11 protein-coding genes are annotated in these 15,405 nt (G+C 42.2%); 1 reads left to right on the forward strand and 10 read right to left on the reverse strand.

Features of this window, described 5'->3' with window-relative positions; all coding sequences use genetic code 11:
* Positions 1-74: 74 nt before the first annotated feature.
* From AC2SLM_RS06055 to AC2SLM_RS06090, 8 genes are all read right to left on the reverse strand, one after another.
* The gene (locus AC2SLM_RS06055) at positions 75-683 is read right to left on the reverse strand and encodes a GNAT family N-acetyltransferase (protein ID WP_486552608.1); all 609 of its coding nucleotides are present in this window, start codon (positions 681-683) and stop codon (positions 75-77) included.
* A 121-nt stretch (positions 684-804) separates the two neighbouring features.
* On the reverse strand, positions 805-2,229 hold the full coding sequence (locus AC2SLM_RS06060) for a lysine N(6)-hydroxylase/L-ornithine N(5)-oxygenase family protein (RefSeq protein WP_486552610.1): 1,425 nt from the start codon (positions 2,227-2,229) through the stop codon (positions 805-807).
* Between the two features lie 48 nt (positions 2,230-2,277).
* Positions 2,278-4,086, reverse strand: a complete 1,809-nt coding sequence (locus tag AC2SLM_RS06065) for an IucA/IucC family protein (protein ID WP_486552612.1) — start codon at positions 4,084-4,086, stop codon at positions 2,278-2,280.
* 4 nt (positions 4,087-4,090) lie between these two features.
* On the reverse strand, positions 4,091-5,650 hold the full coding sequence (locus AC2SLM_RS06070; RefSeq protein ID WP_486552613.1) for a pyridoxal phosphate-dependent decarboxylase family protein: 1,560 nt from the start codon (positions 5,648-5,650) through the stop codon (positions 4,091-4,093).
* 78 nt (positions 5,651-5,728) lie between these two features.
* Complete coding sequence (locus tag AC2SLM_RS06075) at positions 5,729-7,078, reverse strand: diaminobutyrate--2-oxoglutarate transaminase family protein (RefSeq protein WP_486552614.1); 1,350 nt, start codon at positions 7,076-7,078, stop codon at positions 5,729-5,731.
* Between the two features lie 473 nt (positions 7,079-7,551).
* Positions 7,552-9,642 carry a Fe(3+)-hydroxamate ABC transporter permease FhuB gene (gene fhuB / locus AC2SLM_RS06080; protein ID WP_486552615.1) on the reverse strand — a complete coding sequence of 697 codons (2,091 nt, stop codon included), beginning with the start codon at positions 9,640-9,642 and terminating at the stop codon, positions 7,552-7,554.
* A complete protein-coding gene (locus AC2SLM_RS06085) occupies positions 9,629-10,720 on the reverse strand; it encodes an ABC transporter substrate-binding protein (protein ID WP_486552617.1) in 1,092 nt (363 codons plus the stop codon). Before AC2SLM_RS06085 ends, fhuB begins: the two co-directional genes overlap by 14 nt.
* 13 nt (positions 10,721-10,733) lie before the next feature.
* Positions 10,734-11,498 (reverse strand): ABC transporter ATP-binding protein, encoded by a 765-nt coding sequence (locus AC2SLM_RS06090; RefSeq protein ID WP_486552619.1) that lies wholly within the window; start codon positions 11,496-11,498, stop codon positions 10,734-10,736.
* 224 nt (positions 11,499-11,722) lie between these two features.
* Here AC2SLM_RS06090 and AC2SLM_RS06095 point away from each other — a divergent pair, with 224 nt between their 5' ends.
* On the forward strand, positions 11,723-13,069 hold the full coding sequence (locus AC2SLM_RS06095) for an SIP domain-containing protein (RefSeq protein WP_486552621.1): 1,347 nt from the start codon (positions 11,723-11,725) through the stop codon (positions 13,067-13,069).
* 100 nt (positions 13,070-13,169) lie between these two features.
* Here the strand turns inward: AC2SLM_RS06095 and AC2SLM_RS06100 are convergent, their stop codons facing one another.
* Both AC2SLM_RS06100 and AC2SLM_RS06105 read right to left on the reverse strand, forming a co-directional pair.
* Complete coding sequence (locus tag AC2SLM_RS06100; protein WP_486552623.1) at positions 13,170-14,084, reverse strand: lantibiotic ABC transporter permease; 915 nt, start codon at positions 14,082-14,084, stop codon at positions 13,170-13,172.
* Between the two features lie 602 nt (positions 14,085-14,686).
* The gene (locus AC2SLM_RS06105; RefSeq protein ID WP_486541239.1) at positions 14,687-15,214 is read right to left on the reverse strand and encodes a redoxin family protein; all 528 of its coding nucleotides are present in this window, start codon (positions 15,212-15,214) and stop codon (positions 14,687-14,689) included.
* Positions 15,215-15,405: the final 191 nt, after the last annotated feature.

Raw genomic sequence — 15,405 nt, forward strand, 5'->3', positions numbered from 1 at the left:
TAAGATTTCAGTACCAATATAATGCAAGAACATTGGAGCAAATTAAAAAAAACACTGCTCACTTTAGCTTGACATCAAGAATCTGAGGCTTCGCCATAAAAACCTAAATAGCCTCTAGAATCATAAAACTCATCACGATGACAAAAATAAAGAGCTGCCTTTTTTTCAGGCATATCAGCCAAGCGCTGAATTTTATAAGCAAAGCTATCTGCCACCCATTTATACACCTCAATTTTACTATCAGGTTCGGTGACAATCTTTTTAGCATCGGTATGCTCAAAAATAAATCGAGAAATCATCATTCCTATCGGTCTTAAATAACCCCGTCCCACAGCATCTGATTCACCGAGTAAAATGTGCCATCCCATATCGGTAGGTTTTGCTTTGTAGTATAAAGACAATCGATCACGATAAGTTTCGTAAATCTCGGTATAACCGATGGGTTTGTTATCACATAATATAATGTAGAGACGCTGATGGTCATCGACAATCATTTTCTCAAAATGCACCTTTAATAGTGGCATTGGCAAATGCAGTTGCCACTGATCCACTACATGTTCAGCATGCATCCAGCGGTACAATAAAGACATATCCTCAGGATAATTTACGGGACGTAAGCCAAACTGTTTTTGATTGACATGAACGGAGAACGTATCGGGTAGACTTTGAGCAATGCTTGGCATATATACGGTCCTATAACTGATATATCATTAATAAAAATCTGAATAAATGGTTAGGTTCAAAAGTATTTTGTTAATACGCTTATGATTTAAGGTAGCCTATTTAGGGTTCGCTATTTAAAGACTAACTACTCAACGATAATTGGTTCTGTGAAACACCAAATCCTTGAAATACTGTAAGTGCTTCGGTGTCATATACCTGCTCCCCTTGCAATTGATTAATAATATATCCTGCCCGATACGCGCCCAGACCCAAATCTGGTGCACCTATACCATGTGAATGAATTTCCTGATTTTGTACAAAAACCTGCCCCACTACCCCACTCTCTTGAACATCTTGCTGTTTGTGTTGTTGTGTTTGCGGTTGCATAGCGTCTTTAAATACCAAGGTATAATCTAAATTAATCTTAGGTTGCTCAAACTCATCATATTCAATATCTGGCTGTAAAGGACCTAAACAGCTGGGGAGTCCATGACGATAGCCTGTACCAGCAATCACGCAGTCATATTGAGCTATGAACTGACGCTTCTGCTCACGCTGGTTTATAGTTAATTCTAGTTTTATATCACGAGTATTTTCATCGTCAGAACCAGAGTTCACAGTTTTTGCATCCATCACTTCACAGTGTGCAAGCAAGTTTGAATAGGTTGGCTGATTAGCAATACTACGCTCATAAAGCCGGATATAAATATCTCTAATCGTGCTAAACCCCATACCCTTATAAAGAAGATCTTGTTTTTTTAATACAGAATACTTGGTGCTATCTGGCAAATGATAAAAATAATCGGTATAAGCAGGGCTAAAATGCTCAAGCCCTAATGGAGAGTACTCCATTGGGAAAAAACCCGCTGAACGGGTCAACCAATCTAACTGGAACCTTGGCTGACCATGCACATCAAACTGCTGATCTAACAAAGCTCGATACACTTCAGCAGAAGACTGCCCCGAGCCCAATACCAATACCTTAGGCTGAGTATCTGACTGGTTTATTTGCTCATAATTGAAGTGATTTGCAAAGTTTGCTGTATGCATACAGCGGTGTGGAGCTTTGTCTGCTAGTGGCTGTAATACCGCTGGTAAAGTAGCTTGCGTGCCTGTGCCAATAACTATATTTTTGGCATGATAGGTTTTAATGTCTCCTTGTTCATAGACACGCACGATATATCCTGTCCGATCCTCCATGCGTGTAACATCTTGTACCTGAGCATCGAATACCAAACTGTCTAACTGCCCCGCTACCCATTGGCAATAGTGATTATATTCTTGACGGAAAATCTTAAAATCCTCAAGAAAATAAAATTTTAATAAGCGGTGATGGTGATGCAAATAGTTTAAAAAACTATACCGACTAGTGGGGTCAATGAGTGTCACCAAATCTGCCATAAACGGAACCTGCAAGGTGGTGTGTGGCAAGATCATTCCCTTATGCCAATCAAAGTTTGGCTTTTGCTCAAAAAACTTGCCCGTTAATGTTGGCTGTTTATCTAATAACGCCGCCAAACTTAAATTAAATGGCCCAACACCTATTCCAATAAGATCTAACATCATTCACCCCACATTTATTATTTTATGAACGTTATTTATAATCTAGTTACTTTAGCTGGCCACTAATGGGTTCGGGATATCAACATAAACTGACTGTGTTTCTACAGGTGCCGTTAATTCATCTAACGCATATAACCGTGTCAATAAATTTCCCTTGAAAGGTAAAGTAGGACTACGTAATAGCAAGTCAAACAATGAGCGATGTGGATACTGCTGTTCAAGTGTCATCAGACATTGCTTGAATTGCTCCAAAAGCATATCTTCACTTACCAAGCCTGTACGGGCAATAGCAGTAATTAAACCAAAGATACTATTACCGACTAAATAATAGACCACTCGTGAATCTGCAAAATCTTCAGGAATCACACATTCCGCTTCACTGATAAGTTGCGGATTGGCATCAACCAAGGCCCCCGCATACTCAGCAATATAACCAAAGCCCTGATTGTCACGTGCCCAAAACTTAGTGGGATAACCGTCTTTTAATTCAATTAGACTATTTTGCTGATGCACCTCAAAACCTATGCCTTGCTCATAATACATCTGAATAAGTGGCACAAAACCAACCTGTAAATAAGTATCAAACCACTGGCGTGCAATTTGTGGTAGAGGCTCATTGGTGCGCTTATGAATACCTTTAAATAAAGTGGCAAAGCGGTTGGTCAGACGCATTGGATGGTCTTGGCTCAAGCTTGCTAAATTAGTAACGGAGGTCTTAGCATCAAAAGGATTGTCACGTAAAATACAGATGGTTTCATTAACAATAGAGCCATCTATAGTTAGAGCAATCCAAGCAGGATCATTGAGCACCTCTATACTGGGGTATTGAGTTTTTAATTGTTTACCATAATCGCTACGCCATATACGGCAAGCGTGCATTCCTCGGTAGCATTCTTTAGGTAAGTTAATACGCACTGAATTGGTAATAGCAACCGACAACGACACTTTAAACATCCAAGGTGCCTTAAAGGCAGCCAATGTACGTACTGATGTGGTTGGGTGTAAATACCATCCCATCTCACCCATATCAAACAATTCGCCATGCTCAAGCAAATGCTGATACCACTCTTCTTGTTGCAAAAATCTTGCCTGCCATGGATGTAAAGGTAATAGCTTATAATGGGGATATTGCTCAAGTAACGCATGCTGATAGGGACTCATACTATTAGCGTCACTAGTCATATTATCAATAAGCTTCGCTTTTAATGCCTCACTTATACTATCCCCATCGACAAAATCTTCAGCAATATACTTTGGATCTACCAACCAGTAATGTAGCTGAGTTCGGCTTTGTGTCTCTGGTGCATATTTTGCCCACTCTTTATCATAGAACCCCGCCCTGCCCTTGGGCGTTGGGTGCATAGCATGACCATAGATTAGGTTTTGCTCTGTTTCTATAAAATCCAAATCCTCTTCCACAATGTCATCAATCTCATCGCTACGATGTGCCAGAATAGTTTGTAGTCCCTCATAACTCTCAAGCCAGCGTTTCATCACTCCATTGCCGTCAAGTGTACTGCCATCCCTAGCCGTTTCTTTGTTTTGACGATAAGTTAAGTCTTCAATAATTAAAGCGGCAAGGCTGGCAGGTGCCAATTTCTCCCACGAGCTTTGTTTTAAAATAGAAGGGGTGTCTGCTAGGCGGTGTTGACCCAACTGACTTACATTATCTAAGGCAACTGCCATAGTGATGTTGAGAGGTTCAAGTGTGAACACTAAAATAGGCTTGCCCTGACCCAGTTGTTTTTGCTGTGTCGTTTGTTGCGGGCTATCAATCACTTTGCCTAGCTGTGTTTCAAACGCATACGCATTAATTAGGTTTTGAAGTACTAATCTATCGAGTGTTTTTTGTTGAATCATCTCTTTATCCTTCAGATTTTTTTAAATTGTTTTTATCAGTATTGTTTTCATTAATAATCACTTGCCCGATTGTGCTGATATCATCCAAAATATTTTTGATATCCGATACCTTTGTTTCAGGATTTAAAATCGTAAACTTAAGGCAAAATTGCTGTTTATATTCAGTCGTCGCGATATTAGCCTGATTATTAATCAGTAACTGCTGAGCGATTTTTCTATTTAACACCGTTAATACATCCCTTGATGGCTGTTTATCTGTAGCTGCTATGGGCTGTAGTTTTAATGAATTAACATGACTTAATTCTATTTGATGCGGAAAATAATAGAACAGGACGCTACTGATTAAAGGTTTTTGAACCAGAACAAAATCTGGATGCATTTCAATCACATCAGCTGCTTGCTGAGCAGTATCAATACACTGATCAATAAGCCTGCCATAACCATTCGTCCCTAACAAATCTAGGGCCAGCCAAAGTTTTAAAGCATCAAACCGACGTGTGGTTTGCAATGAATAGGTCACCAAATTAGGGATATTGTCTTGATCATCATCGCTTGGATTTAAATAATCACTGTGTTGACGGATACTTTTAAAATGATATTTGTCTTTTAACAGAAATGCGCCACAACTTATTGGTAAGAAAAAGTGTTTATGAAAATCAAGAGTGATTGAATCTGCTTGATCAGTGCCTTCAATCCAATCTTGATATCGTTGTGACAAAAGCAATGCCCCACCCCATGCCGCATCAACATGTAACCAAATATCATGTTGCTGGCAAAGACCTGCTATAGTTGGCAAAGGGTCTATTGCCCCTGCATCTGTTGTCCCTGCCGTTGCTACAATAGCTATGATGTTGCCAGCACCATACCTCTGAATTTTTGAATTTAGATCTTCAATATCCATTACCCCCTTTTCATCAGTGGCAATGGTTTTTACCGAATTTCTTCCCAGCCCTAATAAGTTAGCATTTTTGGCAATTGAAAAGTGAGCTTGGTCTGAACATAAAATAAACGCTGGTTTTTGCCCAGTAAGACCGTCTCGCTGAATATCAATACCTTGCTTTTGATAAAAGCAATTGCGTGCCAATAGCAACCCCATCAAATTACTCTGAGTGCCCCCACTGGTAAATACTCCACCAAACTCATTATCCTTCTCAGCACCTGCTTGAGCCTGAAAACCACATAACTGACATAACCAGTCAATAAGTTTTTGCTCAATATAAGTGGCCGCCGGACTTTGATTCCATGAATCCATACTTTGGTTGGTGGCTGAAATAATTAGCTCAGCAATTTGACCAACAACCAAAGTCGGTGGATGCAAATGCGCCAGACAATGGGTATGAGATGTTGCGACACAATTAGGAAGCAGTTGCTGTTCTATATCTGCAAATATTGCCTGCATATCACGTCCTTGGGATGTGATATTTAAATTAAGTGCGTCTTTTAATTGTCCACAATCCCCTCCTAAATATAGGTTGTTTTTATCCAGCCATTGCTTAATCAAACGACCGGCTTGCTGGATATCGGCAAGGTATTGTGTACTGCTTTTATGGGTTAAAATTTGCAAAACATTCCTCATTATCGGCTATAGGGCTGTCATGACTAAATAAGTGTTGAAATAAGATATTATGCTCGATGCCCACTTTTAGCGGGTATCTTTTAGGGCCTTCTGTAATTTTTGTAAAACCTGGTTTAACTCAGATTCCGTAATATTCAATGGGGGTAGAAAACGAAGCACTGACCCCATACGTCCACCTTTTTCAATGACTAAACCTTGCTTGAAGCAAGCTTGCTGAATTTTTGCAGCCATCTCTCCATCTGCAGGATGACTACCATCAGCTTGTTCTTGTGATTGTGGATTAACAATCTCCATTCCAATCATCAACCCTTTACCCCGCACATCACCAATACGTGGCTCACTTTGTTGTAGCTGTTGTAATTGGGTCATAAACCAATCACCCATTGACGCCGCTTGCCCTGCCATATCGTTATCTTTTAAATAGTTCAAGGTAGCAAGCCCTGTAGCCATCGCTAATTGATTGCCTCTAAAGGTTCCAGAGTGATTACCTGCCTGCCATTTGTCATATTGTTTCTTGATGCCTAATACGGCTAATGGCAATCCACCACCAATTGCTTTTGACATCACAATCATATCGGGATCAATATCTGCATGCTGATAGGCAAACCAACGTCCTGTACGGCAGAATCCTGTTTGCACTTCATCTATAATTAACAAGATATCAAGCTCTTTAGTAACTTTACGGACGTGTTTTAACCATTCAATAGGCGCTGGATTTACGCCGCCTTCCCCTTGTATTACCTCTAAAATCACTGCTGCTGGCTTTGTAACCCCACTTTCAACGTCGGTCAAAAAGTTTTCAAAATATGCCATATGGGCATACAAGCTTTGCTGTTGAGGCAATCCAAATGCACTGCGGTAAGTATTAGGATAAGGTAAAAACTGTACCTGCCCCATCAATCCTTCCACCCCTTGCTTGGGATTAAGATTGCCTGTGACCGCCAGTGCCCCATGTGTCATACCGTGATACCCCCCGCTAAAGCTAATAATGCCTGAGCGTCCTGTTACTTTTTTAGCAAGCTTAAGTGCCGCTTCTACTGCATCAGCTCCTGTAGGACCACAAAACTGCAAGCGATACTCTGCGTCATCAGTCGCCAAAAGTTTATACACAAACTCGCTAAACTCATCTTTTAGTGGTGTGGTGATATCTAAAGTATGCATAGGCATATCACTGTCTAATAACTGCTTGATACTTTCAGTTACTACAGGATGGTTGTGCCCCAATGCCAATGTTCCCGCACCCGACAAACAATCAATATATTTATTACCTTCAACATCCGTAATCCATGCACCTTTCGCAGACGCAATAGCAAAGGGCAATTTACGAGGGTAGCTTAGTACCTCAGATTCAAATTGATGTTGACGATGTAGATAACTTTGGTTGTTTCTTTTTTTTGCTGATAAAGACAGATACATAATGAATCCCATATGGTTTTAGCAAATTATGGTTTTGATAACTTTGGCTCGAATGAAATTGTGAATAAGTCATACGCCATTTTTTTATGAAAGTAGAATCTACTTAACATTAAAAAAAGGATATTTATGATGTTACTCATAAACATCCTTTTTATTGTAATGATAATCATTATCAATTGTTGAGTGTATTTTTACTTACATTGCATCTGCTGTCAACCAAAGATTGGATTATTTTTTTAGAAAAGTAAAGAGAGTTAATCTCTACTAACTTATTGATATTAAATAACTAATTATTATAGTAAGCGTCAGGAAAGAAAACCAAATTAAACTCATTTTGGGCCAAATGGGAGCGCCCATTTACTTTAATAAAATCTGAGACTGTCAGCGACCGCAGGCTTCTTATTGGCAAAACTGCGGCCGCGGCGTGCTGTCTTATTAACACGGTCAGTTAGGCTTTTGGTGAGCTATTGTCATTATGAGTGTACCGTACTGCGGCGAATGAGCCATATAAAGTAAAGCCCGCCTATAATGGCGGCAATGGTGCCCGCCGGTAACTCATAAGGGAAGATAATATAACGGCCTATCCAGTCGGCCAGCACCATCACCCCTGCACCCAATAAGGCTGCTAATGGCAACTGTTTTTCAAGTTGAACAGCGCCCAAAGAGGTCGCTAAATGCGGCACCATTAGTCCAATAAAGCTCAGTGGCCCTACCGCCAAAGTACTGACTGTACTAAGCGCAGCAACCACAATTAATAGTGCCAACCGATAAGCGCTCACCTTAACGCCTAAGCTACGGGCAACCGGATCGCCTAGCCCCAATATGCGTAAAGGCTTAATCAGGAACATACTGAGCGCTACAAGAATCGCAGCAGATACAATCAAATACCAGACAGTCTCTGGACTGGCGCTATAGGTCGTGCCAGATAACCAACTGAGCATGGCTTCAAGCCTTGGGTCACCAGAGAGTTTTACCATGCTCATGACGCCATCCATCATAGCGGCAATTCCGATACCGACCAGTAATAAATAAGCAGGCGTGACTTTACGTGCCAGCCAAATAATGAGGAGCAACACTAACATCGCTCCTGCTAATCCCGAAACGACCAAACTCAGGGCACCTGCTTTGACACCCAACATAGGCAATAATAAAAACCCAGTAATCACGCCTAAAGCCGCACCTGAGCTAATACCTAGCACCTCAGGGCTGGCCATTGGGTTTCGAGTCAACGTTTGTAATAAGACCCCTGCTGTCGCTAACATCACTCCTGTAGCAGCAGCACTGAAGGTACGCGGCAATCGGTATTGACTGGTTAACGCCCAATCGGTACTTAATGTAATACCTGAGATGTCTTTTACCCATATGCTGACAACCGCAATCAGCAGCAGCAATCCCACTATCCAAAGATGCCAGCTAATTGCTTTACGCTGCGGGCTTAGCATAGGGGTAATCGGCGCCACACCCTGACGTCTTTGACGTAAAATAAGCCAAATAATCAGTGGTGCGCCTAAAATACCGGTGATAGAACCTGCCGGTATCGGCATACCAAGCACAGGCTCTAAAAGCAGCCCTACATTACTGGTGAGCCAAAGTAATAAAGCACCGAATCCAAAGGCTGCGATCAATCTACGCCCAATATGAGCAATACCTAATGCATTGACCAAACTGGCAGCAGCCAGACCAATAAATCCAATCAAGCCCACTTCACTAATGACCAGCGCCGTCACGATAGCAGCGATGCCAATCACCACCAAGCGCAAAGCATTAATAGGCACTCCCAGCCGCTTCGCTTGCATATCATCAAGACTCATCAGCGTTAATGGCTTTAATAAAGGCACGCTAAGAGCCAGTAATACGGCGGTTGTAATTGCCAGTTTCACACTGGTATGCCAGTTATTCTGAGTCAAAAACCCTGCTGCCCAAGACAACACACCCACACTGCGCTCGGTAAAAAACAGCACCAAGGTACTGGCCATAGAGGCCAATAAAATATTGACCACTAGACCGGCTAATACTAATATCAGCGGATTAAACCGACTCGGTGCCGATAAGCTAAAGACCAAGGCTAAGCTAAATAAAGCACCAACAAAGGCAATCCAAACACCACCATAAATGGCCAAGCTTGGCACGAACAAGGTAGCGACCAATAAGGCTAATTGAGCGCCTGTACCAATGGCCAAGGTGGTATCAGAGGCAAGTGGGTTTTTTACCAGTTGCTGTAATAGCACACTGACCACACCCAGCAGACCCCCTGCCAATAAAGCCACGACACTGGTTGCAACCAGTTTTAGCTGTATTGCCATGTCCGCAACATCAAGCGAAAAGCTTGGTTTGAACAGATCCATTAAGGGCTGTGACCACAGTGTGTTGATTAAGACAGCACTACTAGCACCAATGCCAAGCAGCAATAACAATAACAATGCCCAAGCCCGCCAATGCTTAACCTCCACTGCTGATGACAAAGATGAGGCGGTAAGCGTGGTATCTGCCACTGCTTGTGTTTGAGACGATTGAGACTTTTTATGAGTAGTTTCTGGGTTAGGTTGACGGTTATTTGATGTCATGCGCGCGGCCTCCAACTAAAGTTGCTGAGGCAAGATTCTCTGCCAAGCTTGTGAGTGATGCCATACCACCATAAATCCATATCGGCGGCAAAATAGTCATACAGCGACTATTGGCAGAGGTACTAGGATTGACACCATACCCCAAACGCTGCCAAACCAAACTGTCTTGGATTTGTTGCTGCGTTATTGGATTAAGCGGCCTAATTATCAACAAACACACATCAGAATCAAGCTGGGTGAGATCCCCCATTTGGATGGGCACAAATCCCCAACTATTGCCTTTATCCAGCGCCACCAACTGAAGATCCATTTGATTGAGCACCGCATTAAACAAGCTATTGTTTGAATACATCCTCATATTATTGGCATCAACAAACTGAACGACAGCAAACTTTTTGACCGCAGGATATCGCTGCTGTAGTTGCTTTGCTGCCTGCTCAATACGCCGCTGACTCTCATCGATATAATGCTCTGCTTGTGCTGGATTATTAATCAGCGTGCCAAGCTCACGAGTCGGCGCTGCATAATTAGACCACTGAGCAGTGTCATCTTGACTGGCAAACATTACCGACTGAGCTGGGACGTCCCCATATACCCCACGTGAGTGCTCATAAAAAAAGTTATCTATGATTAAATCGACAGGCAACTGCGCTGCAAGCTCAGCATTTGGTAGGTAGCGTATACCTAAATCATGCACAGAATCTGGTAGTTTAGGTTCAGCGACCCATTGATCCCAGACCCGGATATCTCCAGTTGCAATGGGTGGGTAACCCATGGCTGTCAGCGTTGCTGCTACGCCCCAATCGGGTGACACCACATTAAGCTTAGCAGCATCTGCCCTAACTGAAGCGGCATGCGATTCCGCTTGTTCTGGGGCCGGATCCGCCCTACTATCAGCTTGAGCGCAGCCTGCTAATGCTAAAGCAGCACAGCCAAATGTGAGCAGCTGTTTAATAGCGGTGTATTTAGTAGTGATAAGGGAGGGGAATCTAGCTTTAGTGAGACCGTAAGTAAAGGTAGTTGGCGTATCTGGAGCAGCTTTATTAGGGGTAGAGGGCCTGTTATGAGAAAAATACATAGGGACTTTCATACTACACCACTGCCACAGGTTGACCATTAACTGGATGGGTTAATAGCTGCATATCCACATTAAAGATATCTTTTAGCACGTGGGGCTGCATGATATTGACCACTGTATCATCGTGGCATATATGACCTGCTTTGAGTGCGATGATACGATCCGCATATTGAGCAGCAAGATTAATATCATGCACAATCATAACCACACCTAAGCCTTGTGCATTCACCAGATCTCTGATCAGCGCCATCACCTCTACCTGATAGCGAATATCCAATGCCGCCAGTGGCTCATCCAATAATAAATACTGTGTATCTTGAGCCAAACACATCGCTAACCATACCCGTGCCCGCTCACCGCCTGATAAGGTAGAGACAATACGATCAGCAAAGGGACTAACTTGGGTTAAGCGCATCGCTTCATTGACTTTATCACGGTCTATTTTGCTAGGTTTTTGCAGCCACTTTTGATGCGGATAGCGCCCTAACATCACAAGCTCACTGACAGTAAAAGAGGCGGCATCAGGCAATTGCTGCGGCAAATAAGCCAGCTTTTTTGCTAAATCCTTATTCCCATAAGCACTAAGCGGCATATCATCCAAACTTAATGACCCTGCACTAGGTGACATCTCACCGGCCAACGCTTTAATTAAAGTGGTTTTTCCCGACCCATTATGTCCAACTAATGTCACCAATTGATTGGGAACAATCTGACAATGAATATCGTCTAATAAGGTATTGCCTTGCCGAGTAATAGAAAGCTGTTGGGCTTGTAACATAGAATTGCCGTATATAAAATAAAGTGAGTAGAAATAAAGCGATACGAGATATATTCATCTAATCGATGTATTATACATTACGAATGATAATAAAAACAATTCTCATTATTATGGAGTCCCTAGTACTAAGCTCTATAGTAATGCTCTATAGTAATGATAATCATTATCTATTATAATCAACCAAATAACAAACGACTTCACACACACGCTTATCGAGAGATTGTATGTCCAAAACCATCAATTCCCCAAGCACACTTTCAGATGTTCATCATCACTCACTGACGCCTATTAATCATCCCGAAGCACAGCATATCCTCAATCATATTAATGAAGAGCATACTGAAGATTTGTCTGACTTAATACGTGTGTTCCATCAGCTACAACCATCACAGCTGCAAGACGCTCAGATAGAGTTGATTCAAATCTATCAGCAAGGATTTGATATTCAGGCACAGCTAGCCACTGATACCTCAGCAAAGCTTTGTTATTTTATTGCCTTTGACTCCCCTATCGAGCGCATAGAGGAGTTACAGCTACAATTTTTGCTGCTTAAACAAAAAGCAGATAAACGAATTGGCAAACAGACCATCAAACTAACCGATAAGTACTTTGAGGTAAAAGAGCGCTATTATGTGACTAAGAATATGCTGCGCTTGGTCATACGCCCATTATCACAACCTCTTGAAAACAAGCAGCAGGACGAGCAGCATGATGACCCTCACCATCAGCCACAGCTAGTAGATACGGTGCCAATTCAAGAGGCTGGGTATGCCTACTTATTTGATTTAGCGACTTTTGACCCTGTTTCATTTGAACCGGTAACTAACCGCACTATTACTGCGAATACCGATACTGTAGATATTGAGCATTCGGCAGTCACAACCGACCAGTCTGCAACCACAAAAGACACTGCGAATAAAAAAGCTAAAGTTCGCCAACACTGTTATTACACCTTGCGTAAGGCATACCAAAACGAGAGCGACTCTAGTAAATCATTGGCATGGATTGATATTTTTATTCATGGTGATACGCCAGGCGGAAACTGGGCGATGGGACTACAAGCAGGAGACATCATCAAAACCAAACGTGAGATCCCAGAGAAACTGACTCATCTGGGTGTGCTTGATAGTGGCACAAACACCCTTTCAACAACTGATGCAAAAGTCAGTGACGATAACGTGCCAACGCGCTGTCTATTGATTGCTGATGAAACCTCAATACCCACAGTAGCGAGATTATTAGAGCTTTGGGCACATCCCACACCGCCGCTGATTATTTGTACTACGCAAGACCCGGCAGATCAAGATTACCTTGACCAAGCTGACCTCAGCGACACTCTAACCGCTAGACCTATTATCTTGCCACTTAAGACGAATGAGGAGGATTTTGAGACATTGGCTAGACGTATTGACGCCTATTTGGCAGATTATTTAAATGAAAACCCCACACATATACACCGAGTATGGGGTGCTCTTGAAGCCAGCACCACCAAGCAGTTACGCCGACTATTACAGTCAAGATTGGGGCTGACACGCTCAGAGGTAGTTATTAAGGTGTATTGGCGCCGCTAGAGTGAATGTATGCTCACCTAAGTGACCAAATGAAATCATCAAGTACATGGTACACAGTATTAAAGAACAACATGACATCAGCCTCTACCCTACTACTCCCTTACTTGAGGCGATGGCGCTTGACCATATACTTGCCCAATAACGGCAAACAAAACGCAGGTAACTGATACGCACCCAATAGCGGTAAAAACAAAGCACCCATGAACGGAACGGTGATGGTATAAGCAAACAATACATTACGACCACCGCACACTACTGCCGCCACAATGGCGTTTTCATAGCCAAAACGTCGATAGACAAAATAGGCACTATAATAGAAGAACAGTGCCAAAACCGAGCTTAACGTCAATAATGACAGCGCCTCCCAAGGATTGTTATCAAATGTCTGACGAAACCCTGCCATGAGACCAAGTGGAAATAAAAGCAGTAGCAAAATATTAAACTGAGCTATTTTTGGATAATAGCGCGCCAAAGTAGCTGGTGCAATAAGACGGCGTGCCACTACTGCAAGCAGTATAGGCATTACGATGTATATCACCAAGCGCTTGAAGTAAGTTGCCAGATCCAAATGGGCGTCTGTATTACCCAATAGCCATAGCACTGCCAGTAAGGTAACCGGCATCACCAAAGTAGCAGCAATGGTTTTAGCCATAGCTAATAGCGCATCAAAGCCCACCGCATTAACCAGCGCACCACTCCCAAACAAAGGCGCAGTGGCCGCTAACCCTGCTATGGCCAGTAGAAAATCACCATGTACACCGAGCAGATAAGCAATAGAGACTAATAATAGAGTCAAGCCAGCACTTTGCAGTACAGCAAAAACCCAAACATAACGGCTAATGATACGCTTCAATAATGCGCCCTGATCGATACCCAGTAAGGTAAAAAACATTAAAAAGAACAGTACTTCTGGCAAATAAGCCAAGACCCTATTGGATAGTTCAGGTGAGATAAAGCCCACGACAGCACACAGTGGCATAATTAGGGTGCTATGACATGCAATAAAACGAAGCATGGGCCTTTACTTCCTCTAAAAAAACAGCTTAATATTATATCAAACATCGTGAGTTATATTAGACATCGTTAGTATTAGACGTTGATAATTAAATTGTTACGTATTTTTGAGTATAAACACGGTTTAGCTTAGGGCGTGTAGAACATTCGCAAATTAGCACTGCTGATAGCTAAAATTGTTTCAGACTAGGCGTAAACCGTAGTTAATGTCTAGACCTTGACTAGGTTTGCAACAACGTCTGGGGCGATTTTAGCATCAGCCTCACTCGAGCACAGCTCTCGCCTTGCGAACGGGCAAAGCAGTGCTTTGCTTAATCCGTTCTCAGGGGCGGGACTCTTTTTTGCCAATATATTGCGAAATTGTCTAACTTAGAATGACTAAGCGTCAAAAATTTCACTGCATATTGACTAAAAAATAGTCGCCGCCAGTGCCATGGTCGAATGTTCCACACGCCCTAAACTTTTTTGCAATAATTGTCCTAAAACCATCCATCATAAAAAAACTGCACCGCTCTCATATGAAAGCGATGCAGTTTGCAGAATTATTAAGACAATCAGTATTAAAACTTAATGGCTAAGCCATTTAAGCACTTATTAGCCTCATTACTTCTGACTTTTTAGATACTCTAATATAGTATCAGCATCAGACACTTCGAACGGATCGGTTGGGCAGTTGTCGCCGTAACCTGGCTCAACAAACATTTTCTTGATTTCTTTGTTATCGACAACCATCGAATAACGCCATGAGCGCATGCCAAAGCCTAGGTTGCTCTTATCAACTAACATACCCATTTTACGAGTGAACTCGCCGTTGCCGTCAGGTAGTAAGAATACTTTTTCACGGCCTTGTTTTAGTCCCCACTGATACATAACGAACGCATCGTTTACTGATACACAAACCACTTCGTCCACGCCTAGCGCTTTGAACTCATCATAAAGCTCTTCGTAGCGGGGTAAATGGCTGGTTGAACAGGTTGGGGTGAATGCGCCAGGTAATGAGAATACCACTACTTTTTTATTAGCAAATAGCTCATCTGTGGTTAAGTCATACCATTTGAATGGGTTTTCTCCACCGATAGACTCATCACGAACACGGGTTTTAAAGGTGACGTCAGGGACATGAGTAATCATTATTATCTCCAAATTAAATTATTGTGTTTTTGTTCTCGAACCTCTTAGATTATATATTAACAGTTATACCAATCGTTGTTCAAACCTTTAACGACGACACCTTTAAGATATCAGATTTCTAATCACTTCGACGGAATGCTTAGTAGCTTTTTGGTTAGTATAAAATATAAAACCATATCTTTTGACCAAAC

It is taken from the genome of Psychrobacter sp. CX16 (assembly GCF_057396245.1).

Coding starts and splice junctions, on each gene's coding strand:
- AC2SLM_RS06085 (WP_486552617.1), bottom strand. CDS start 10,720: ATGTATTTTTCTCATAACAGGCCCTCTACCCCTAATAAAGCTGCTCCA.
- AC2SLM_RS06075 (WP_486552614.1), bottom strand. CDS start 7,078: ATGTATCTGTCTTTATCAGCAAAAAAAAGAAACAACCAAAGTTATCTA.
- AC2SLM_RS06100 (WP_486552623.1), bottom strand. CDS start 14,084: ATGCTTCGTTTTATTGCATGTCATAGCACCCTAATTATGCCACTGTGT.
- AC2SLM_RS06095 (WP_486552621.1), top strand. CDS start 11,723: ATGTCCAAAACCATCAATTCCCCAAGCACACTTTCAGATGTTCATCAT.
- AC2SLM_RS06090 (WP_486552619.1), bottom strand. CDS start 11,498: ATGTTACAAGCCCAACAGCTTTCTATTACTCGGCAAGGCAATACCTTA.
- AC2SLM_RS06065 (WP_486552612.1), bottom strand. CDS start 4,086: ATGATTCAACAAAAAACACTCGATAGATTAGTACTTCAAAACCTAATT.
- AC2SLM_RS06060 (WP_486552610.1), bottom strand. CDS start 2,229: ATGATGTTAGATCTTATTGGAATAGGTGTTGGGCCATTTAATTTAAGT.
- AC2SLM_RS06055 (WP_486552608.1), bottom strand. CDS start 683: ATGCCAAGCATTGCTCAAAGTCTACCCGATACGTTCTCCGTTCATGTC.
- fhuB (WP_486552615.1), bottom strand. CDS start 9,642: ATGACATCAAATAACCGTCAACCTAACCCAGAAACTACTCATAAAAAG.
- AC2SLM_RS06105 (WP_486541239.1), bottom strand. CDS start 15,214: ATGATTACTCATGTCCCTGACGTCACCTTTAAAACCCGTGTTCGTGAT.